At 42.1% G+C, this 15,744-nt stretch carries 14 protein-coding genes; 7 read left to right on the top strand and 7 right to left on the bottom strand.

The window, feature by feature from the left end; genetic code table 11:
• Positions 1 to 6 precede the first annotated feature (6 nt).
• The 6 genes from EL17_RS00400 (at position 7) to EL17_RS24300 (ending at position 5,496) form a co-directional block, all read left to right on the top strand.
• A complete protein-coding gene (locus EL17_RS00400) occupies positions 7 to 2,541 on the top strand; it encodes a cellulase N-terminal Ig-like domain-containing protein (RefSeq protein WP_035068547.1) in 2,535 nt (844 codons plus the stop codon).
• A 232-nt stretch (positions 2,542 to 2,773) separates the two neighbouring features.
• Positions 2,774 to 4,336 (top strand): carboxylesterase/lipase family protein, encoded by a 1,563-nt coding sequence (locus tag EL17_RS00395; protein WP_035068544.1) that lies wholly within the window; start codon positions 2,774 to 2,776, stop codon positions 4,334 to 4,336.
• Positions 4,337 to 4,619: 283 nt separating this feature from the next.
• Complete coding sequence (locus tag EL17_RS24305) at positions 4,620 to 4,838, top strand: type II toxin-antitoxin system HicB family antitoxin (protein ID WP_035068542.1); 219 nt, start codon at positions 4,620 to 4,622, stop codon at positions 4,836 to 4,838.
• A 106-nt stretch (positions 4,839 to 4,944) separates the two neighbouring features.
• Positions 4,945 to 5,172, top strand: a complete 228-nt coding sequence (locus EL17_RS00385; RefSeq protein ID WP_035068540.1) for a hypothetical protein — start codon at positions 4,945 to 4,947, stop codon at positions 5,170 to 5,172.
• Entirely contained in the window at positions 5,165 to 5,392 is a 228-nt protein-coding gene (locus EL17_RS00380; protein ID WP_262482631.1) for a type II toxin-antitoxin system PemK/MazF family toxin, read from the top strand. Before EL17_RS00385 ends, EL17_RS00380 begins: the two co-directional genes overlap by 8 nt.
• Entirely contained in the window at positions 5,389 to 5,496 is a 108-nt protein-coding gene (locus tag EL17_RS24300; protein WP_394332152.1) for a hypothetical protein, read from the top strand. The genes EL17_RS00380 and EL17_RS24300 overlap by 4 nt, the downstream gene beginning before the upstream one ends.
• Positions 5,497 to 5,583: 87 nt before the next feature.
• Here the strand turns inward: EL17_RS24300 and EL17_RS00375 are convergent, their stop codons facing one another.
• The 7 genes from EL17_RS00375 to EL17_RS00345 form a co-directional block, all read right to left on the bottom strand.
• A complete protein-coding gene (locus tag EL17_RS00375; RefSeq protein WP_240485902.1) occupies positions 5,584 to 6,477 on the bottom strand; it encodes an alpha/beta hydrolase in 894 nt (297 codons plus the stop codon).
• A 1-nt stretch (position 6,478) separates the two neighbouring features.
• Positions 6,479 to 6,667 carry a hypothetical protein gene (locus EL17_RS00370; RefSeq protein ID WP_035068535.1) on the bottom strand — a complete coding sequence of 63 codons (189 nt, stop codon included), beginning with the start codon at positions 6,665 to 6,667 and terminating at the stop codon, positions 6,479 to 6,481.
• Positions 6,668 to 6,675: 8 nt separating this feature from the next.
• On the bottom strand, positions 6,676 to 8,118 hold the full coding sequence (locus EL17_RS00365) for a purine-cytosine permease family protein (RefSeq protein ID WP_035068533.1): 1,443 nt from the start codon (positions 8,116 to 8,118) through the stop codon (positions 6,676 to 6,678).
• 224 nt (positions 8,119 to 8,342) lie between these two features.
• Positions 8,343 to 9,392 carry a GntR family transcriptional regulator gene (locus EL17_RS00360; RefSeq protein ID WP_035068530.1) on the bottom strand — a complete coding sequence of 350 codons (1,050 nt, stop codon included), beginning with the start codon at positions 9,390 to 9,392 and terminating at the stop codon, positions 8,343 to 8,345.
• Positions 9,393 to 9,679: 287 nt separating this feature from the next.
• Positions 9,680 to 12,469 carry a glycosyl hydrolase gene (locus EL17_RS00355; RefSeq protein ID WP_035068528.1) on the bottom strand — a complete coding sequence of 930 codons (2,790 nt, stop codon included), beginning with the start codon at positions 12,467 to 12,469 and terminating at the stop codon, positions 9,680 to 9,682.
• 38 nt (positions 12,470 to 12,507) lie between these two features.
• The gene (rhaM, locus tag EL17_RS00350; RefSeq protein WP_035068525.1) at positions 12,508 to 12,825 is read right to left on the bottom strand and encodes an L-rhamnose mutarotase; all 318 of its coding nucleotides are present in this window, start codon (positions 12,823 to 12,825) and stop codon (positions 12,508 to 12,510) included.
• 284 nt (positions 12,826 to 13,109) lie between these two features.
• A complete protein-coding gene (locus tag EL17_RS00345; protein WP_035068522.1) occupies positions 13,110 to 14,051 on the bottom strand; it encodes a glycoside hydrolase family 43 protein in 942 nt (313 codons plus the stop codon).
• A 272-nt stretch (positions 14,052 to 14,323) separates the two neighbouring features.
• On the opposite strand from EL17_RS00345, the gene EL17_RS00340 reads away from it, so the two are divergent.
• A complete protein-coding gene (locus EL17_RS00340; RefSeq protein WP_035068518.1) occupies positions 14,324 to 15,571 on the top strand; it encodes a glycoside hydrolase family 88/105 protein in 1,248 nt (415 codons plus the stop codon).
• The last annotated feature ends 173 nt before the right edge of the window (positions 15,572 to 15,744 follow it).

Raw genomic sequence — 15,744 nt, 5'->3', positions numbered from 1 at the left:
TTCGTAATGCAAAAACTAACCTTTATATCACTTATTGCTTTAATAATTGGGTCATTCAATTATGCATCAGCGCAGGAGTTGAAGCTCAATGATCTCGAGTATTTTGAAAAGCAGGGCGTCAATATCCTGGTATACAATAACCTTTTTACAGGAGGTTTTAACGATGAAAAGACTGCCGGTATAGAAATGATCCACCATGGCGTCCGGACATCCCAAGGCGGTGCGGTGAGACTTTCCAATACCCCGGAGCAATGGGATCTAGTACCGGCCATACCCACCAGAACTGTAAATCAGGCCTCGAATAGCATCGAGTCTATATTAAAGTATGAATATTACGATTTCGAATCACGGGTGGTAGTCACTGCTAAGGGCAAAGGAGTAGAAATATCTGTGTACCTGGATAAACCCCTCCCCACAGCACTGGAGGGGAGTGCCGGGTTTAACCTGGAGTTTCTACCCTCCCAATATTGGCACAAGACCTATCTGATGGATGGACGCCTCAATCGCTTCCCACGCTATGTGGTAGGTAATACTGTGACCAGACCAAATGAGGAAAAATTGGAGCAGTTCAAAGGCTTTGTGACTTATGATGACAGGGGTACAGGCAAGTTTGTCGATCCGCTTCCTCTGGAAACAGGTCGGAGTATTTTAATGGCTCCTGAAGATCCCGAACGTTTGGTTAAAATCACTTCGCATGATGCCGATCTTATGCTTTTCGATGGGCGTATGATTGCACAAAACGGCTGGTATGTGGTACGTAGCTTACTTCCGGCTGGAAAAACAGGCAAGGTTCTGACATGGACGGTAGAACCCAATGCCATAGATGGCTGGGTACGAGAGCCCAATATCGGTTTCTCTCAAGTAGGCTATCTCCCTTCCCAACCAAAAGTTGCTGTCATAGAGCTCGACCAGAAAGACAAGCCGCAAGCAAAAGCATCAATATATAAAATGGACGAGAATGGCAAAACTACTGAAGTATATAGCGGTAATATAGAACCCTGGGGTGATTATTATAAATATCACTATGTGAAATTTGATTTCTCTTCAGTAAATATCCCCGGTATTTACCATATCCAGTATGGCGATATGAAAACCAATAATTTTATCATCGAAGATAACGTCTACGATAAGATTACAGACGCTACCAGTGATATATGGATTCCGATACATATGAACCACATGTTTGTAAGGGAAGCCTATAGGGTGTGGCACGGCGAACCTTTTAAGGAAGGCTATCTTCAGGCCCCGCCAAATTCGGATCATTTCGATCTCCACGCGCAGGGTCCCACCACTGATACGGAGTATGAAGCGCTGGAATTGATCCCTGGATTAAATATTGGCGGATTTTTTGACGCCGGGGATTTTGATATCGAAACCGGCTCAAACATCAGTGTGGTACAGAACTTTGTACAGACATGGGAAAATTTCAAACCCTTACGAGATCAGACTTTTGTGAGCCAGGAGCAGCGATATGTTGATCTTCACCGGCCGGACGGTACGCCCGACATACTGCAGTTTATCGAGCATGGTACATTGAATCTGGTAGCTCAGGCAGAGATCATCGGGCATATGGCACAAACGCTCTCTAACTCGGTGCTTTATAATTACCATCACCTGGGAGACGCAGCCTCACTGACCGATGGCCTTCCTTATAATCCGGATCTCGGGCCATATGAAGTAGCTGCTGATGGCAAGTCAAGCGGTGTAAAGGATGATATGTGGGCATTTACCAGCCGCAATCCCAGCCTTGATCTCAGAGCTGCCACCATGTTTGCCGCAGCTAGCCGCGCGCTGAAGGGATATAACGACGATCTATCTGAAAGATCGCTTTATCAATCTAAAAGACTGCTTAAAGAAGCGACAGCCTTGCTTGCCAGTCAGCCCCAAGATGAGTCAGGCAGAGAATGGGGCTCATTAGGGGACATTTCTACCAATCTTCAACTGTATATATCTACAGGAGAGCAACAATATGTCGATAAATTTCAGGAACTTTTATGGCCTGCCCTTGACCGGAATGTAAGTTTTGTAATCCTGACGGCATTGCACGGTATACCGCATATGGACGCCTCGTATAAGGAGCAGCTAAGGCCATATATGGTTAAATATAAGGAATATGTTGAAGGGCTGGAAAAGGATAATCCATATGGCGTGCCCATTGGCCTGGGCAACTGGGCAGGTAGTGGCGGAGTGATTAATTTTGGGACGACCATCAGCTTTGCCCATAAGCACTTCCCGGATATTATCGATGCTGATCATGCTTTTAAAACGACCAACTGGCTGTTCGGCTGTCATCCTTATCACAATTATTCCTTAGTGGCAACAGTGGGCGCCACCCGTCCAAAAGAAGTATTTTATGGCAACAATAGAGCTGATTTTTCTTTTATCCCCGGTAATGTAGCTCCGGGAATATTATTCAGACAGCCGGACCATTTCGAAAACTATGACGACTGGCCGTTCCTCTGGGGGCAAAACGAGGGCACGATCGGTGGAAATACCAGCTATTTGATCTTTGGTTCAGCTTTTAAGGATTTGATAAAATAAGGGAGGCGCTAATTAAGCTTGTATACGGTTAAAGAGTATTTTAATAGAAGGGGCGAAATATGAGTTTTAAAACATTTGTGTGATACTACTAAAGCCATTTTCTGAAAGGTAATGAGTCGAAAAACGAACATCCAGGTTTATGCGAACTAGACAAAACTCCTAATTCCTCAGCTGATGCCGTCTACCGGAAAAAATACGAATATACAATTTGAGCATATTAATAAAACAATTTATGATGCGATTAACAAACTTTCTCATATTGCTGGTTATGACAGCCGGCTTTTGCATATCTGGTTGTACCCAAGAGACCATCAACATTGAAGAACCTGTAATTGGAACTACCTCAGGAGATGTATCCGGTAGTTTTAATGATAGTGTATTCGCTTTTAAAGGGATTCCCTATGCCAAGGCTGAAAGATTTATGCCTCCACAAGATCCAGATGCCTGGGAGGGGGTTTTAGCATGTAAGGACTTTGGTCCAGTGGCCAGGCAGGTAGTACCTTGGTATCCAGATTCCATTCAAAATGAAAAAGAACTCTTTAGTCTAAATGTGTGGACCCAAGGAGTAAAAGATGATAAAAAACGGCCAGTAATGCTCTGGTTACATGGTGGGGGTTTTCATGTTGGCGCAAGCAATGACCCCATGACCTATGGTGAAGCATTGGCTAAAAAAGGTGATGTGGTGTTTGTATCAGTCAATCACCGGTTGAACATTCTGGGCTTTCTCGATTTGTCGGCAAGTAGTGAAAAATATGCTCAATCAGCCAATGCGGGTATGCTCGACATAGTAAAGGCCCTTGAGTGGATTCAAAATAATATTGAGGAATTTGGAGGCAATCCACTAGATGTAACCTTGGTGGGTGAGTCAGGTGGTGGCGGTAAGGTAGGAACGCTTATGAATATGCCGGCTGCGAAAGGTTTGTTTCACAAAGCTATTATTCAAAGTGGGACCTTGATTAATACTATGAATAAGGAGAAATCGCAGCATCTAGGTTTGGCCGTTCTTGAAAATTTGGGACTTACGCCCGACGAGGTTGAAAAATTGGATACAATTGCTTATGAGGTTTTAGTGAAAGCTGGAAAGGATGCCATAGCGAAAATCTCGGGTCCAAGGAACCTGGGATCCCCCACGATGTATGGATTTGCACCTTCTGTTGATGGAGTTGTATTGCTGCAGCAACCATTCAGCCCAGGTTTTGCAGACTTTTCCAATGAAATACCTCTAATGATAGGCTCTACGCTGAACGAAATGATGCCCACATTTTATGCTGAAAAAGACCTCACATTAGAGGAGGCAAAAGATCGCCTAACTGTAGAGTATGGTAACAATACTGACAGATATATAGATCTTTTTGCCAAGGCATATCCAGAGTACACCCCTCAGGATTTTCTTTCTATAGATAAAGTATTCAGGCCGTATACCATACGTACAGCAGATGCAAGGGCTTTGACGTCAGGTGCACCATTATATGTTTATTTTTTGGCATGGAAGAGCGGTGTGGACGATTCCTCCAAAGGTTCTTTCCATGGCCTGGATATTCCTTTAGCATTCAATACGGTTGATCTAAGACCAGATTGGACAGGTGATACTGAAGATGCATGGAAAATGGCAGACAAAATGAGTGCTGCCTGGATAAACTTTATAAAAACAGGTAACCCTAATGTAGGGGGTGTCCTCCCGGTATGGGAGCCATATACAGCTGAAAACGGTGCCACTATGTATTTTGATAATGAATCCAGAATGGTATATAATCACGACAGAGAATTGATGAATTTGATAAAGCCTATAGATTAGTCAATTTCATGAATAAAAAAATCCGTTTAATAATAAGGATTAAGTGGGAAGGAGGATATTTTAATAAAAATCATACTAGAATACTTTCTAAAGCAGTGCTTCAGCAACCTAAAGTAAAATAAGAATATATTTTACTTTAGGTTGCTTTGCATTCGTGGTATAAAGCTGCCTATTTCTAAGCCAATATGGCTTGTCATACAGGAGAGTACTATAAAATTATTTTAAGCGGATTTTAAAGATGATCCATAATAGAAATAAAAATACCAGTTAAAATTAGAAGAAGATTAAAAATAGTCATAAGTACGAAACTATTATTAATTGGAGTAAAGATGATGAATCCTTTATAGCTGAAGTTCCAGAATTGGCTGGTTGTGCAGCAGATGGTAAAATTCATCAGGATGCATTGGCAAATGTAGAAGTAATCATTGAGGAGTGGATTGAAACTGCTAAAATAAAAGGTAGGGCAATTCCAGAACATAAGGGTAGATTGCATTTTGCTTAGAAAAAATATTGTAACATGCATAAGCATGTAATAATCATTCTTTCGCTTTTGAAACAAAATTTATACATCAATAGTATATACTAAAAACACATACTAAATTGATCCTATGAAAAATTTATCATTAAAAGTTGAAGACAATATCTTCACAGAAACAGAAAATATCCTTGAGAAGATTAATAAAACAAGGAATAGATATATTAATGAAGCTTTGGACTATTACAATAAACTTCAGAAAAGAAAGTTGCTTTCAGAGCAATTAGAAAAAGAGTCAAAGCTTGTAGCATCCGACTCATTACAGGTTCTTCGAGAATTTGAGAAATTAGAAGATGAATAGTAAACAGTTTGAGATTTGGATAGCAGATCTGAATCCTCAGATTGGAACGGAAGCTGGAAAGGTAAGACCAGTACTTGTACTTCAAACTGACTTACTCAATAAAGTACATCCCTCTACTATCATTTGCCCACTTACTACAAAAGTAAAATCTGGAGCTACTATTTTAAGAGTGCATCTCAACAAAGGAGTGGCTAACTTAACAGAGGGCTGTGACAAATAAGGGCTGTTGACAATAAAAGATTAATAAAGAAAATAGGTCAATTGCCACAAAAACTGCAGACCGAAATCCAAAACAATTTGAAGATAGTTTTAGATTTAGACTAAAGAATTAAGATGGTATTGTTGTTGATTAAATTTTTTCAAAATATATGGGAGTAAGTTTATTAAACTGCTATATCTACCCAAATCCTCTCACAACTCCCTAATCCACCTCAAACTTAACCCCAACCACTCCGATACATTCCCATGCGTTTGTGCATTTCCCCTGCCATAACCGTGTCCGCCCCTTTCAAATAGGTGCATTTCAGTTTTAACTCCGTTTTGGGATAAGGCTTGGCCGTAGACAATTGAATTTTGTGCCGGTACAGCGGTATCATCCCATGAGTGGACCAAAAAAGCCGGTGGGCTATCAGCCCTGATCTGCTTTTCGGTGGAATAGAAAACTTCGTATTCTGTATCCAGTTTTTCGCCCAGCAGCGTAGTCCTTGAACCCTGGTGGGTAAAGACAGGATCCATACTGATCACAGGATATATCAAGATACTGAAATCAGGGCGGCTATTAAGGGAAGCATCCGGTGAAGGTTTGCCATGGACAGAGAGAGAAGCAGCCAGATGGCCTCCTGCAGAAAAACCCAGTACACCCACCTGTCCGGTATTTATATTCCATCGATCAGCATTGGCTCTGATTTTTTGGATAGCGGCCTTGGCATCATCCAATGGTACATCCCATGGATCAGTGACCAGATCAGGGTCTGGTAATCTGTATTTTAAAACCACTGTCAATATCCCATGCTCGCTGTACCATTGGGCTATCTCATGCCCTTCATGCTGGATGGCGATGATCCGGTATCCGCCGCCAGGGCAGATCAATATGGCTTTGCCTGTAGCTTTGTCTGGAGCCGGATGATAAACAGTGATCTGGGGTTTGGCGACTTTCTGCACCCTGCCACCATTGCCGAGTTCATCTTTATCTATCAGACTTTTTGTATTGGGAGCCTTTCCTTCATAAAGGTCCAGGGTTTCAGATTTCTGCGCATATACCAATGTGGTCATCATCAAAAATACAAATATTGGGAGTAACTTCATATTATTCATCCTTTGGCTCTTCCTGGAATTTATTCAGCCACTGCGGGGCGGTAGCAAACCAGATGATGGTTCCCACCAACATAAGCGTTTTGGATAAACCGGGCTCAATGAAACCCTGAAATACCAGAAAGGATGGAACCAAAGTTAATCCAAGTCCAACAAAAGAAAATATTTTTAGAAAGAATGTCATATTAGGTATCAGTTAGCATTAACAGTAGTGGGTATAGGAGTAGGGGTGGCCATTTTATGCGCAGTCGGCTTTTGGAATATCCTGCTGCAGACAATGTAGCCACCAACGGCTATAAACCAACCCGGTAAACCCAAGAAAAAGATTTCAATGCCTATGAAAAGGTTAAGTAATAGACAAACGGCCAAAGTTATAAACCATGTCCAAGCCACAGCAGGGTTAAAGCTGATGTTTTTTAATTCTGCATAGTTGCTTCTCAGTCCTATTCTAGGTAATACATAAATATCTACAAAGATGATGGCGCCTACAGGCATCAGTATCAATCCATAAAGTGCTACAAATTCAAGTAATCTCATCACCAATGCAGGGAAGCACGCTGCAATTGTAGTAAAAAGACCTACAAACAAGGTGACTTTCCAGGTTTTCCATTTTGGGTTTATGGACTGTATGGCAAGGCCTGCCCTGTATAAGGTAGGGTTGGCCGTGGTCCATCCCGCTATGACCACACAGATGGCACCAGCTATACCTGCAGCTTCATAAGCGATAGGCCCCGGCGCAAAAACAAGACTGTTATCACTTTCTAATAGGAATAGGGAATAAAGTATTCCGGAAGCTATCCATGCAATATAATGGCCCAAGAAAACACCGGAAGCGGAAGAAAAACCATATTGCCATTTTTTAGCGTATCTCAATAAGGACATATCCGCCATCCCAATATGCATGGCCATATTACAGAACCAGGCAAAAAACATGACATGCCAAAAGGTAAATTTGCTTTGTCCGATCAAAGGTTCGCCTGTCCATATGGTAGTTTCAGCCACAGGCCAAAAATCTGAAATAGAATTAATGCCCAATCGGGGCAGGACACCCACCGCAGCTGCTATGAAGATCATGATCATCCATGGGGCGGCTACATTGGCAAATTTTGATACCTGAGTAAAACCAAACATCGCCACGATGGTAGTGATGGTACCTACTACAAAAACTGTAGCTACCCAGCCAATGCTGTTGGGAAATACATCCGTAAGGGTAGGCATTTCCATATTAAATGGCAGGCCTACTGCAGTAGCAGATACGGCGATCATTGCTCCTGCCAAGAAACAAAACAGGCCTGCATTGACTAAATTATAAACCAGGGTGAATTTAGATCCTGCAATTTTTTTGATCTGATGGTAAAGTGTAAGCCTGGTTTTGACGGAGATTTTACCGGTAAAAAATGCCCAGCTCAGAACAGCTAAAATGTTTCCTACCAGAAGTCCGGTTACAAGGCTCATCGCGCTGGCTCCATGGGCCACGAAAAGCGGGCCCAACACAAATTCAGTTCCTGCCGTATGTTCACCGGCATAGGTGCCTACAAAACTTTTCCAGCTTTTAAGTTTGCTTTGGGGTATTGGCTCCTGCTCATATTCATTGATAGCATCTAACCTGTCCTTAAGACCTTGTTTCTTTTGCATTGGTGGTAAGTTTGGGTTTAGTGAAGGGACAAATTATATCTCTATTTTCCACAAAGTATCCTGTACTATACTGTGTGGGATGTTAGATCACCGATGTCGCATGTCGGAAGTTGTGACACTGATGTCCGAGATGTAAGAAACCGGATTCATATAAAGTGAAAAAGTGGGCGATACATCACCCACTCCTTATTTTTTTTTCAAACGGTCAGCTACTCTCATAAAGTCTAGATAGAACCGCGATCAATAAAATTGAAAACATTTTTGACCACTTCTGATTTTTTCTTTTTGATCATGTAAGCTGCTGTTTCCCCCATCACCCTAAAGTCGGTAGAAATGACCGTGATACCTAAGAGTTCTTTTAGTTTGGTGTCATTGTAAGAAATGATGCCGATATCCTTACCCGGTTTTAATTTTCTGTCTCTCATCTGTTTGATGAGGCATACCAAATCGTTTTCTTCAATGGTGATATAGGCATCTTGGGATTCTAGTTCCATCTCTGGAAATATTCTCGGTATCACTTCATAGTCAAACTCGTATTTTTGACAGAATTTCTGAAAGCCTGTCTTTATTTCTTCCGGATAAGGGTAGAGGGCACATTCCGGGTGGACCAGTATAAGCTTGTCGTATTTTCTCAACCTATCTGCCCCCTCTTTCAAAGCCCTATAGATATCCTCATGAAAATCCTGGTATATGGCAGCAACATCATGCCCCAGTGAAGGCATAAAGTTATCCATGATGACCAGTTTCTCGGAAGGTATTTTTTTCAGCATATCTATTATTTCTACATCCTCTGTGAGATGCAGATTGCTTTTGTCTTTAAAGTGGGGCATGACTACATAGTAATCATATGCTCCCAGGTTTTCTTGAAGGGTATTCAAAAACAGTTTCGAATCACAGTGATAGATTTTCAGATCTACCTTGGCATCATTCCCAAGGCTGTTTATGAAGGAGTTGTAAATTTTTAGCTTATAATTGCTTAGTTTATTGAGAAAAAAGAGAATTTTAACCTGTGATTGGGATACGGCCTGTGCTACATAGTAACCTTTGCCTTTTACCGGCACGATTACTTTTTTCTTTTTTAGCTGGTTATATGCCTTTTCCACTGTATCACGAGAAAGATAAAATTCTTCACTGATGTCATTAATAGAGGGGATTCTGTCACCTATGATCAGGATACCCTTATCAATATCTTCAATGATAGAATTGACGATCTGCTGATACTTAGGTATTCGAGAATTTGGATTTATTCGTACAATGGATTGTAATTCGATCATTTTTTGGGTTTATTTAATTTGTGCAATCGATTACAATATAATTTAATTTTTTTAATATTGAAAGGTTCTCTATTGATATTTAATAATTTAGAGTAGATAAAAGGATGAGATTCAAATTATATTAGAGGTTATAGTTAAATATGAAGCATATTTAATATATAATTTGGGTAATTTATAGAAATCTACCAATTGTTCTACGTTAGTTTTTTTTATAGATAAAAGGAGATAAGTGTATTTTATACAATAAATATAATCCCCTTCGAATGGTACAATCGATTGCGCATGATTTATTGCTTTATATAAGAGACCAAGTTAACCTTGCCCGCTATTCCTGAAGGCATGACATGCCATCCTGATGCATCAAAATTTTTATAATCGATGTTGACAAAGTTAATCTCATGATAGTTTCTCCATTCCTGACCTTTCTTATCCATATGGCGGATTCTGTTGGCCATCAGGTTGGCCACTTCTAGTCTGATGCTGTTTTGTCCTTGCTTTAGGTGATCACTGATATTGATTTGGAAAGGAATACTCCATACCTGCCCTACATACTGGTCATTGATCCATACCTTCACGCTTTCATGCAGGTTTTCAAATTCTAACAGATGCTTGGCATCTTTCAGATTTTGGATTTCAAACATTGTGCTGTAGGTAGCCTGCCCGGAAAAGTGGTCTTTCTCTTCATCTCCCTGGCCAGTCCAGACTCCAATCTGATCCATGGTTACAGGGCCTGGAAGGGTAGGGCCACCTGCCTCAAATGTTAATTTCCAAGGTCCTTCTATGGTTTGTGTCGAGGCAATATCACCTGAATAGTTCCATGGATTTTTTCCTGCCGAACCTGTTTTTATAGCATTTAAGATGATGGATTCTCCTGCTTTTAGCTGAACCCGGACCGTAGAGTTTTTACCTGTCTTAGCATTTTTTGCCTTTCCGGTTTTTCCACTTAGGGGGTCCATCAGGATAACAGACTCCGCGTTATAATTGATTTCTATTTCTTCATCTATGTCATCGGGCCCATGGTTTACCAAGTAATAGTATTTTTGGTTAGGCAGTGATCTGCGGATAAATTTGAGACCTGTATCAGTCAGTCTTTCTCTATAGATCTGCTCTGCTTCCAGAGCCTTTTGAAGTTGTCCTGATAAAATTATTTTACCTTTACCATGAGTTAACGGCCTGTTTGCGTTTCTTAGGTTTAGCTCATTCCACTTCCTGTCCATTATGACTTGGTCTTCTTTAAATGAGGCCAGTCCCGGTATGGTGTTTGGCTTTTCTTGAAATATCACTGTGGCACCGTTATGCGCCAACTTCAGGATATTCTCAAAAGTTTCCAGGGGCATAAATTTGGTTTCGGGTATGATCAGTACTTTTGCCCCTGTAGCTTTAGCACCAGTCAAAATTTGGCCATCACTGCTTTTGGCTCCAGAGATCATTTTATCAGAAATAAAATCAACACTGTACCCTTTTTCTATCAGATCAGTTGTCTGCTTATAAAACTGGGTAGGATGGAGCCAGTGGTCCACATGGTGGACAGAGATCATTTCCATCATACCTTCCGGATTGGCCCACACATCATATACCGGCCAGTACATGAGGATTTCATTATCAGCATTGCCGGACTGCAGGATAGACTGGCACCTGGCGATGTAGTCATTGAAGCTTCGGAAGTGGGGCCAGAGACTGTTTTGCTGAGTAAGGTTAAGGGAAGCATAGAATAGCCATCCCGGGAATGGCACATCCTCCGGACTATAAGTTACTCCATGGTAAAAGATATGGTTTACACCGGCCAAAAATGCCTGCTCTACCTCAGGCTTCATCTGGGCAAAAGAAGATTTGAAATGCTCACCCAGCCAGGTGAAAGTTTCACAGGATACTAAGTCCTTTCCACTTAGATGAGCTGCCGAAGAAGCAAACTTCAGCATAAGCGGATCCGGATCCACATTTCTGATATCGGCACTGTCTCTTCTCAATCCCGGGATAGGAAAGTAACTGGATCCGAAAGTCTCTACTTCCGGGATATCCACTGCAGCATATAAGTCCAAGAGATTGCCAGGAGAGCCGTGTGCCTGATTTTTTGTCTTTTTGCCCAGCTTATGGGCATGCTCTGTCCATTGGTTGGTGAAGTTTTCCAGCAGCAGCTCGTGAAGTGTTTCCCTGTAATCGGATTTTACCCTTACTACCTCCTCGGTAGAGTCATTTTGGGTAAGGAGATAGATTTTATCTTTCAGGTCATATCCTCTACGGTTTTTGAATTCATCAAAATATTTGGGAGTAAAGTCGGCACCATATACTTCAAAACTATCATTATAAAAAGCACGAATATTAGGGGGATTGCCTTGGAAGGCTTTTTCAAAGTACTGAAGGTAATTATGTACAGCCTGTTTACTATAATGGTCCAGCGTAAAACCCACACCTCCTGGGGCAGCCCTTTTTACCATCTGCCCCGTCTTCCCGAGGTAGATGGCTTTAATCTGCCAGTTGCCCTTTTCGGTCCAATTGAGATTGCCATTGGCATCAAGATGCTCGGTAATATTTTTGCTTTCGCCATCCGGACCAAAGGCCATAACGGCCAGTAGTGCTGCATCAGGATCCCTTTCCCTCTTTTTTTCAAATTTAACCTGGGTAGGTGACCCGATATTTAACTTTACTTCTTGAATGATAATCCGGCTCGCAGCATCTTCTACACTTACCTGGGGTCCGCCAAACGGCCAACCCGTTCCCTGCGTGAGGTCCACACCCATATTGAGGTCATTGGCCTTGCTGACTGTATAGTCTAGCATGCTTAACCATTCCGGTGACAGAAAGTCGAGATACCTGTCCTCATAGCCTTTTGCTCCATATATAGGAGCTATTTCTACACCGCCAAGCCCCACTTCATCATATTCTGCCAGAAGTTTGCCCAGGTTTTTTTCATCCACTGCATTGCCCATCCACCACCATCTGGTCCAGGGTTTGGCTTCCATAGTGATTTCCGGCCATTCTTCCAAGACCGTATCCTGCTGGGCAGAATGGATCTGACAGGAGATGGCCATAGGAATGATTAAACCCGAAAGTGCATATTTGGCTATTCGCTGGATCATGATGGTGGACTTTTACTGTGGGACGATAGCATGGGTAGCTACGGTAAGGTAAATACTTCTTTAAGGCTTAATGAAATGGGTTCATTATTGGGGTGCGTTTCCATGATATCTGCCATATAGGCCCACCACCTCTGTACGATAGGTGAGGTGCCCAGGTCCTGTGATCCGGACTCTCCCGTGATTTCCTGAAAAGCAAAGAGGCTTGATGTTTCACCATCAAGGTAAATAGAATAGTTTTCAACTCCGCTCTCCTTTAGAAGCGCTACCAGTTCCGGCCATATTTCACGGTGCCTTTTTTCATATTCTTCTTCATTTCCCGGAATCAGCTTCATCCGAAAGGCAAGTTTTTTGGTCATAGTTTTATGATTAGCTGGATTGATTTTTTATTAAACCGTAATGATGTCAGTATCTGCTATTTTTATAAATAATGGAACGGAAGCCTGCCTGCCGGCTTACTTCCCGTAAGGGAATACAAAGGTAAGACCGATGACTGAAGCAATCTCGCTATCATCCATTAAGTTACCTGTTAACATTAGTACTTATGATAAGTAGGATATTCATAAAAGACAATTACCCATAAATATTTCCAAAAGGTGTCCTGTAGTAGCAGGAATTTAAAATGACTCATAGGATTTGCCTACTATTTTGCCAAGAGAGGAGCCAGCTCATCTCGGCTGATCATGACCACGGACCCGTGTCTGGTTCCTTTAGGAAATGTGATTTTTTCTGATATATCTGTCCAGTTCTCAAGATCACTTGAAGCCACTGCGCCCATCTTCTTGTCGATGTACTTATCGAAATACACGACCCATTGTCCCTCTACTTTTGCGGCAGTAGGTCCTTCTGCCCAATAGTCACCGGTAATCGGTTCACTGGCGGGGCCGTATCCTCCCGTCAGTTGCTTGCTTCTGGTGATCCGTATATTCTTTTCCGCAGGTTCCCTGGTTTCATCTTTTACAAACATGATGTATTCACCCTCTTCCTTTATGATGGTGCCGTCTATGACATTGAAGCCCGGTTCGTAAAGGAGCTTGGTTTCAGAGAATTCTTTAAAGTCCTTTGTGGTTACGTAGTATTTACGGTGGTTATACCCATCATCTGCATCCAGCTGTGTCTCCGGAAACCGTCCCCTGATCGTAGTGGACCAATAGATCATATAGCTATCGTCATCCTTATCATAGAAGATCTCAGGCGCCCAGGTATTTCTGGCTTCCGGCTCATGGGCCATTACAGGGATAAACTGCTGCTCGGACCAGTTGATCAGATCATCCGAACAGGCATAACCCACGCCTTTATCCGTCCAGCTCACAGTCCACACCATGTGGAACTTTCCATCACCGCCCCTGACTATATTGGGATCGCGCATGAGTTTATCCTTTCCTACACCAGGAGCTAAGTAGGACCGGCCTCCTGCCAGGTGTTCAAAATTATATCCATCTTCACTGTAACTGAGGTGCAGTCCGTCTTCACCGTTTCCTATAAAATAGGAGAAAAGATAAATGTCCCTTTCCGGTTCATGTGGTGCATGACATCTGGACTGGAGAGATGTTAGGGCGGCTAGTATAATAAGAAGATGCTTCATGTGTTTAGTTAATGATAGGTATAGTGCTGATACAAATATATCAATGTATAGACAAATCCGGCACAGGATACTACGGGATGCTCAGATGTGGGATAAGATCGGAGTATAGACCTGGATTTTCTTTATTATAAGTCCCATATTTTGCGATTTTAACGGGATAGTACAGGACACCGTCTTTGGGTACAAAAACTACTTTAGTAAATGAATTAAGGAAAGGATTTTATTTCTTTCAATTTTATTAATTCATATATGATAACAATAAACAAACCAAAATGAACCTAAGATTTACCATTACCGCAATATTACTATGTCTAACCATATATCCGGTGCTGGCCCAGTCTTCCGATGATGATATGGCAGTGGTGAGAAAGGTAGCAGATTTTATCATCAGTGAAACCAAACTTGGATTTAAAGATGATAAAGGAAAACACTATGCCCGAGCCAAGGACATTCCTACCGCTCAGGAGGTGGATTTCGCTTCAAAATATGGAGAGTGGCACTATACCAATGGGGTGATCAATCTGGCCATGATGCATTTGGCAGACCATACCGGTGAACAAAAGTATTTTGATTATGCCAAAAACCATATAGCCCATGGATTTGAAAATTATGGGTTTTTCCAAAGTAGATTTAAGGGCGACCGACCTCATCACAGATACCCTCTCGGACAGCTTTGGACCATGATGGAGCTTGATGATTTTGGGGCCATCTCAGCCAGCATGCTGGAGGTAATGGAAAAAGACAATAAGGAAGAGTACGAAGATTATATAAAGAGGGGTGCCAAGCGAATGATGGAAGGTCAGGAAAGATTCGAAGACGGAACTTTGGCAAGGGTATTTCCACAAAACCTCACCTTATGGGCAGATGATCTTTATATGAGCGTGCCCTTCCTTTCCAGATTGGCGGTGCATACAGGAGATAACCAGTATTTTGATGATGCTGTGCTTCAGGTGATAAATTTTGATAAATACCTATGGCTGCCGGAGAAAGCGCTTTTCTACCATTGCTACTACAGTGATACAGAAAAGAACGGCGTGGCTCATTGGGGCAGAAGCAACGGATGGCTGGTGCTGTCGCAGCTCCATCTATTGGAAAGATTGCCTGAAGGATATGAGGGCAAAGAAGACATTAAACAAATATTAGAAAAGCAACTCATAGGGCTTTCCCGCTATCAGGATAAGGACGGTCTTTGGAGACAGCTCTTGGATAAAAATGATTCCTATCAGGAAACCTCTGCATCCGCCATGTTTGTACAGGGCTATGCTAAGGCCATCACAGAAGGCTGGCTGGACAAGAGGTTTGCCAGTGTTGCGCTTAGAGGTTGGGAAGGCTTAAAGAAAATTATGATCACTGAAGATGGTCAGGTGAAGGATATCTGTGTGGGAACAGGCATCAGCGATGATCTTGTGTTCTACTACAACCGACCCGCCAGACCAAACGAGAAACACGGTGTGGGTTCCATCATAGATGCAGGCATTGAGATCGTCAAATTGAAAGAATTTCTGGCCAAAGCAGGTTGATATTAGTATCCATCCATAATTGGTTTAACGGTTTATTACATAGGGTTTACAGTTGGTAAAGGCCAACCCTATTTGGGTTGGCTTTTTTTCCTTTTAATACGGGACACGGCAGGAGACTTTTGTACCTTCACTCTGGTAAATTCCCTGAATTAAGGTGCTTTGTGATGCATTCC

It is taken from the genome of Anditalea andensis, assembly GCF_000714815.1.
GTDB classification, from domain to species: domain Bacteria; phylum Bacteroidota; class Bacteroidia; order Cytophagales; family Cyclobacteriaceae; genus Anditalea; species Anditalea andensis.
This window is presented reverse-complemented; position numbering and strand designations above follow the sequence as displayed.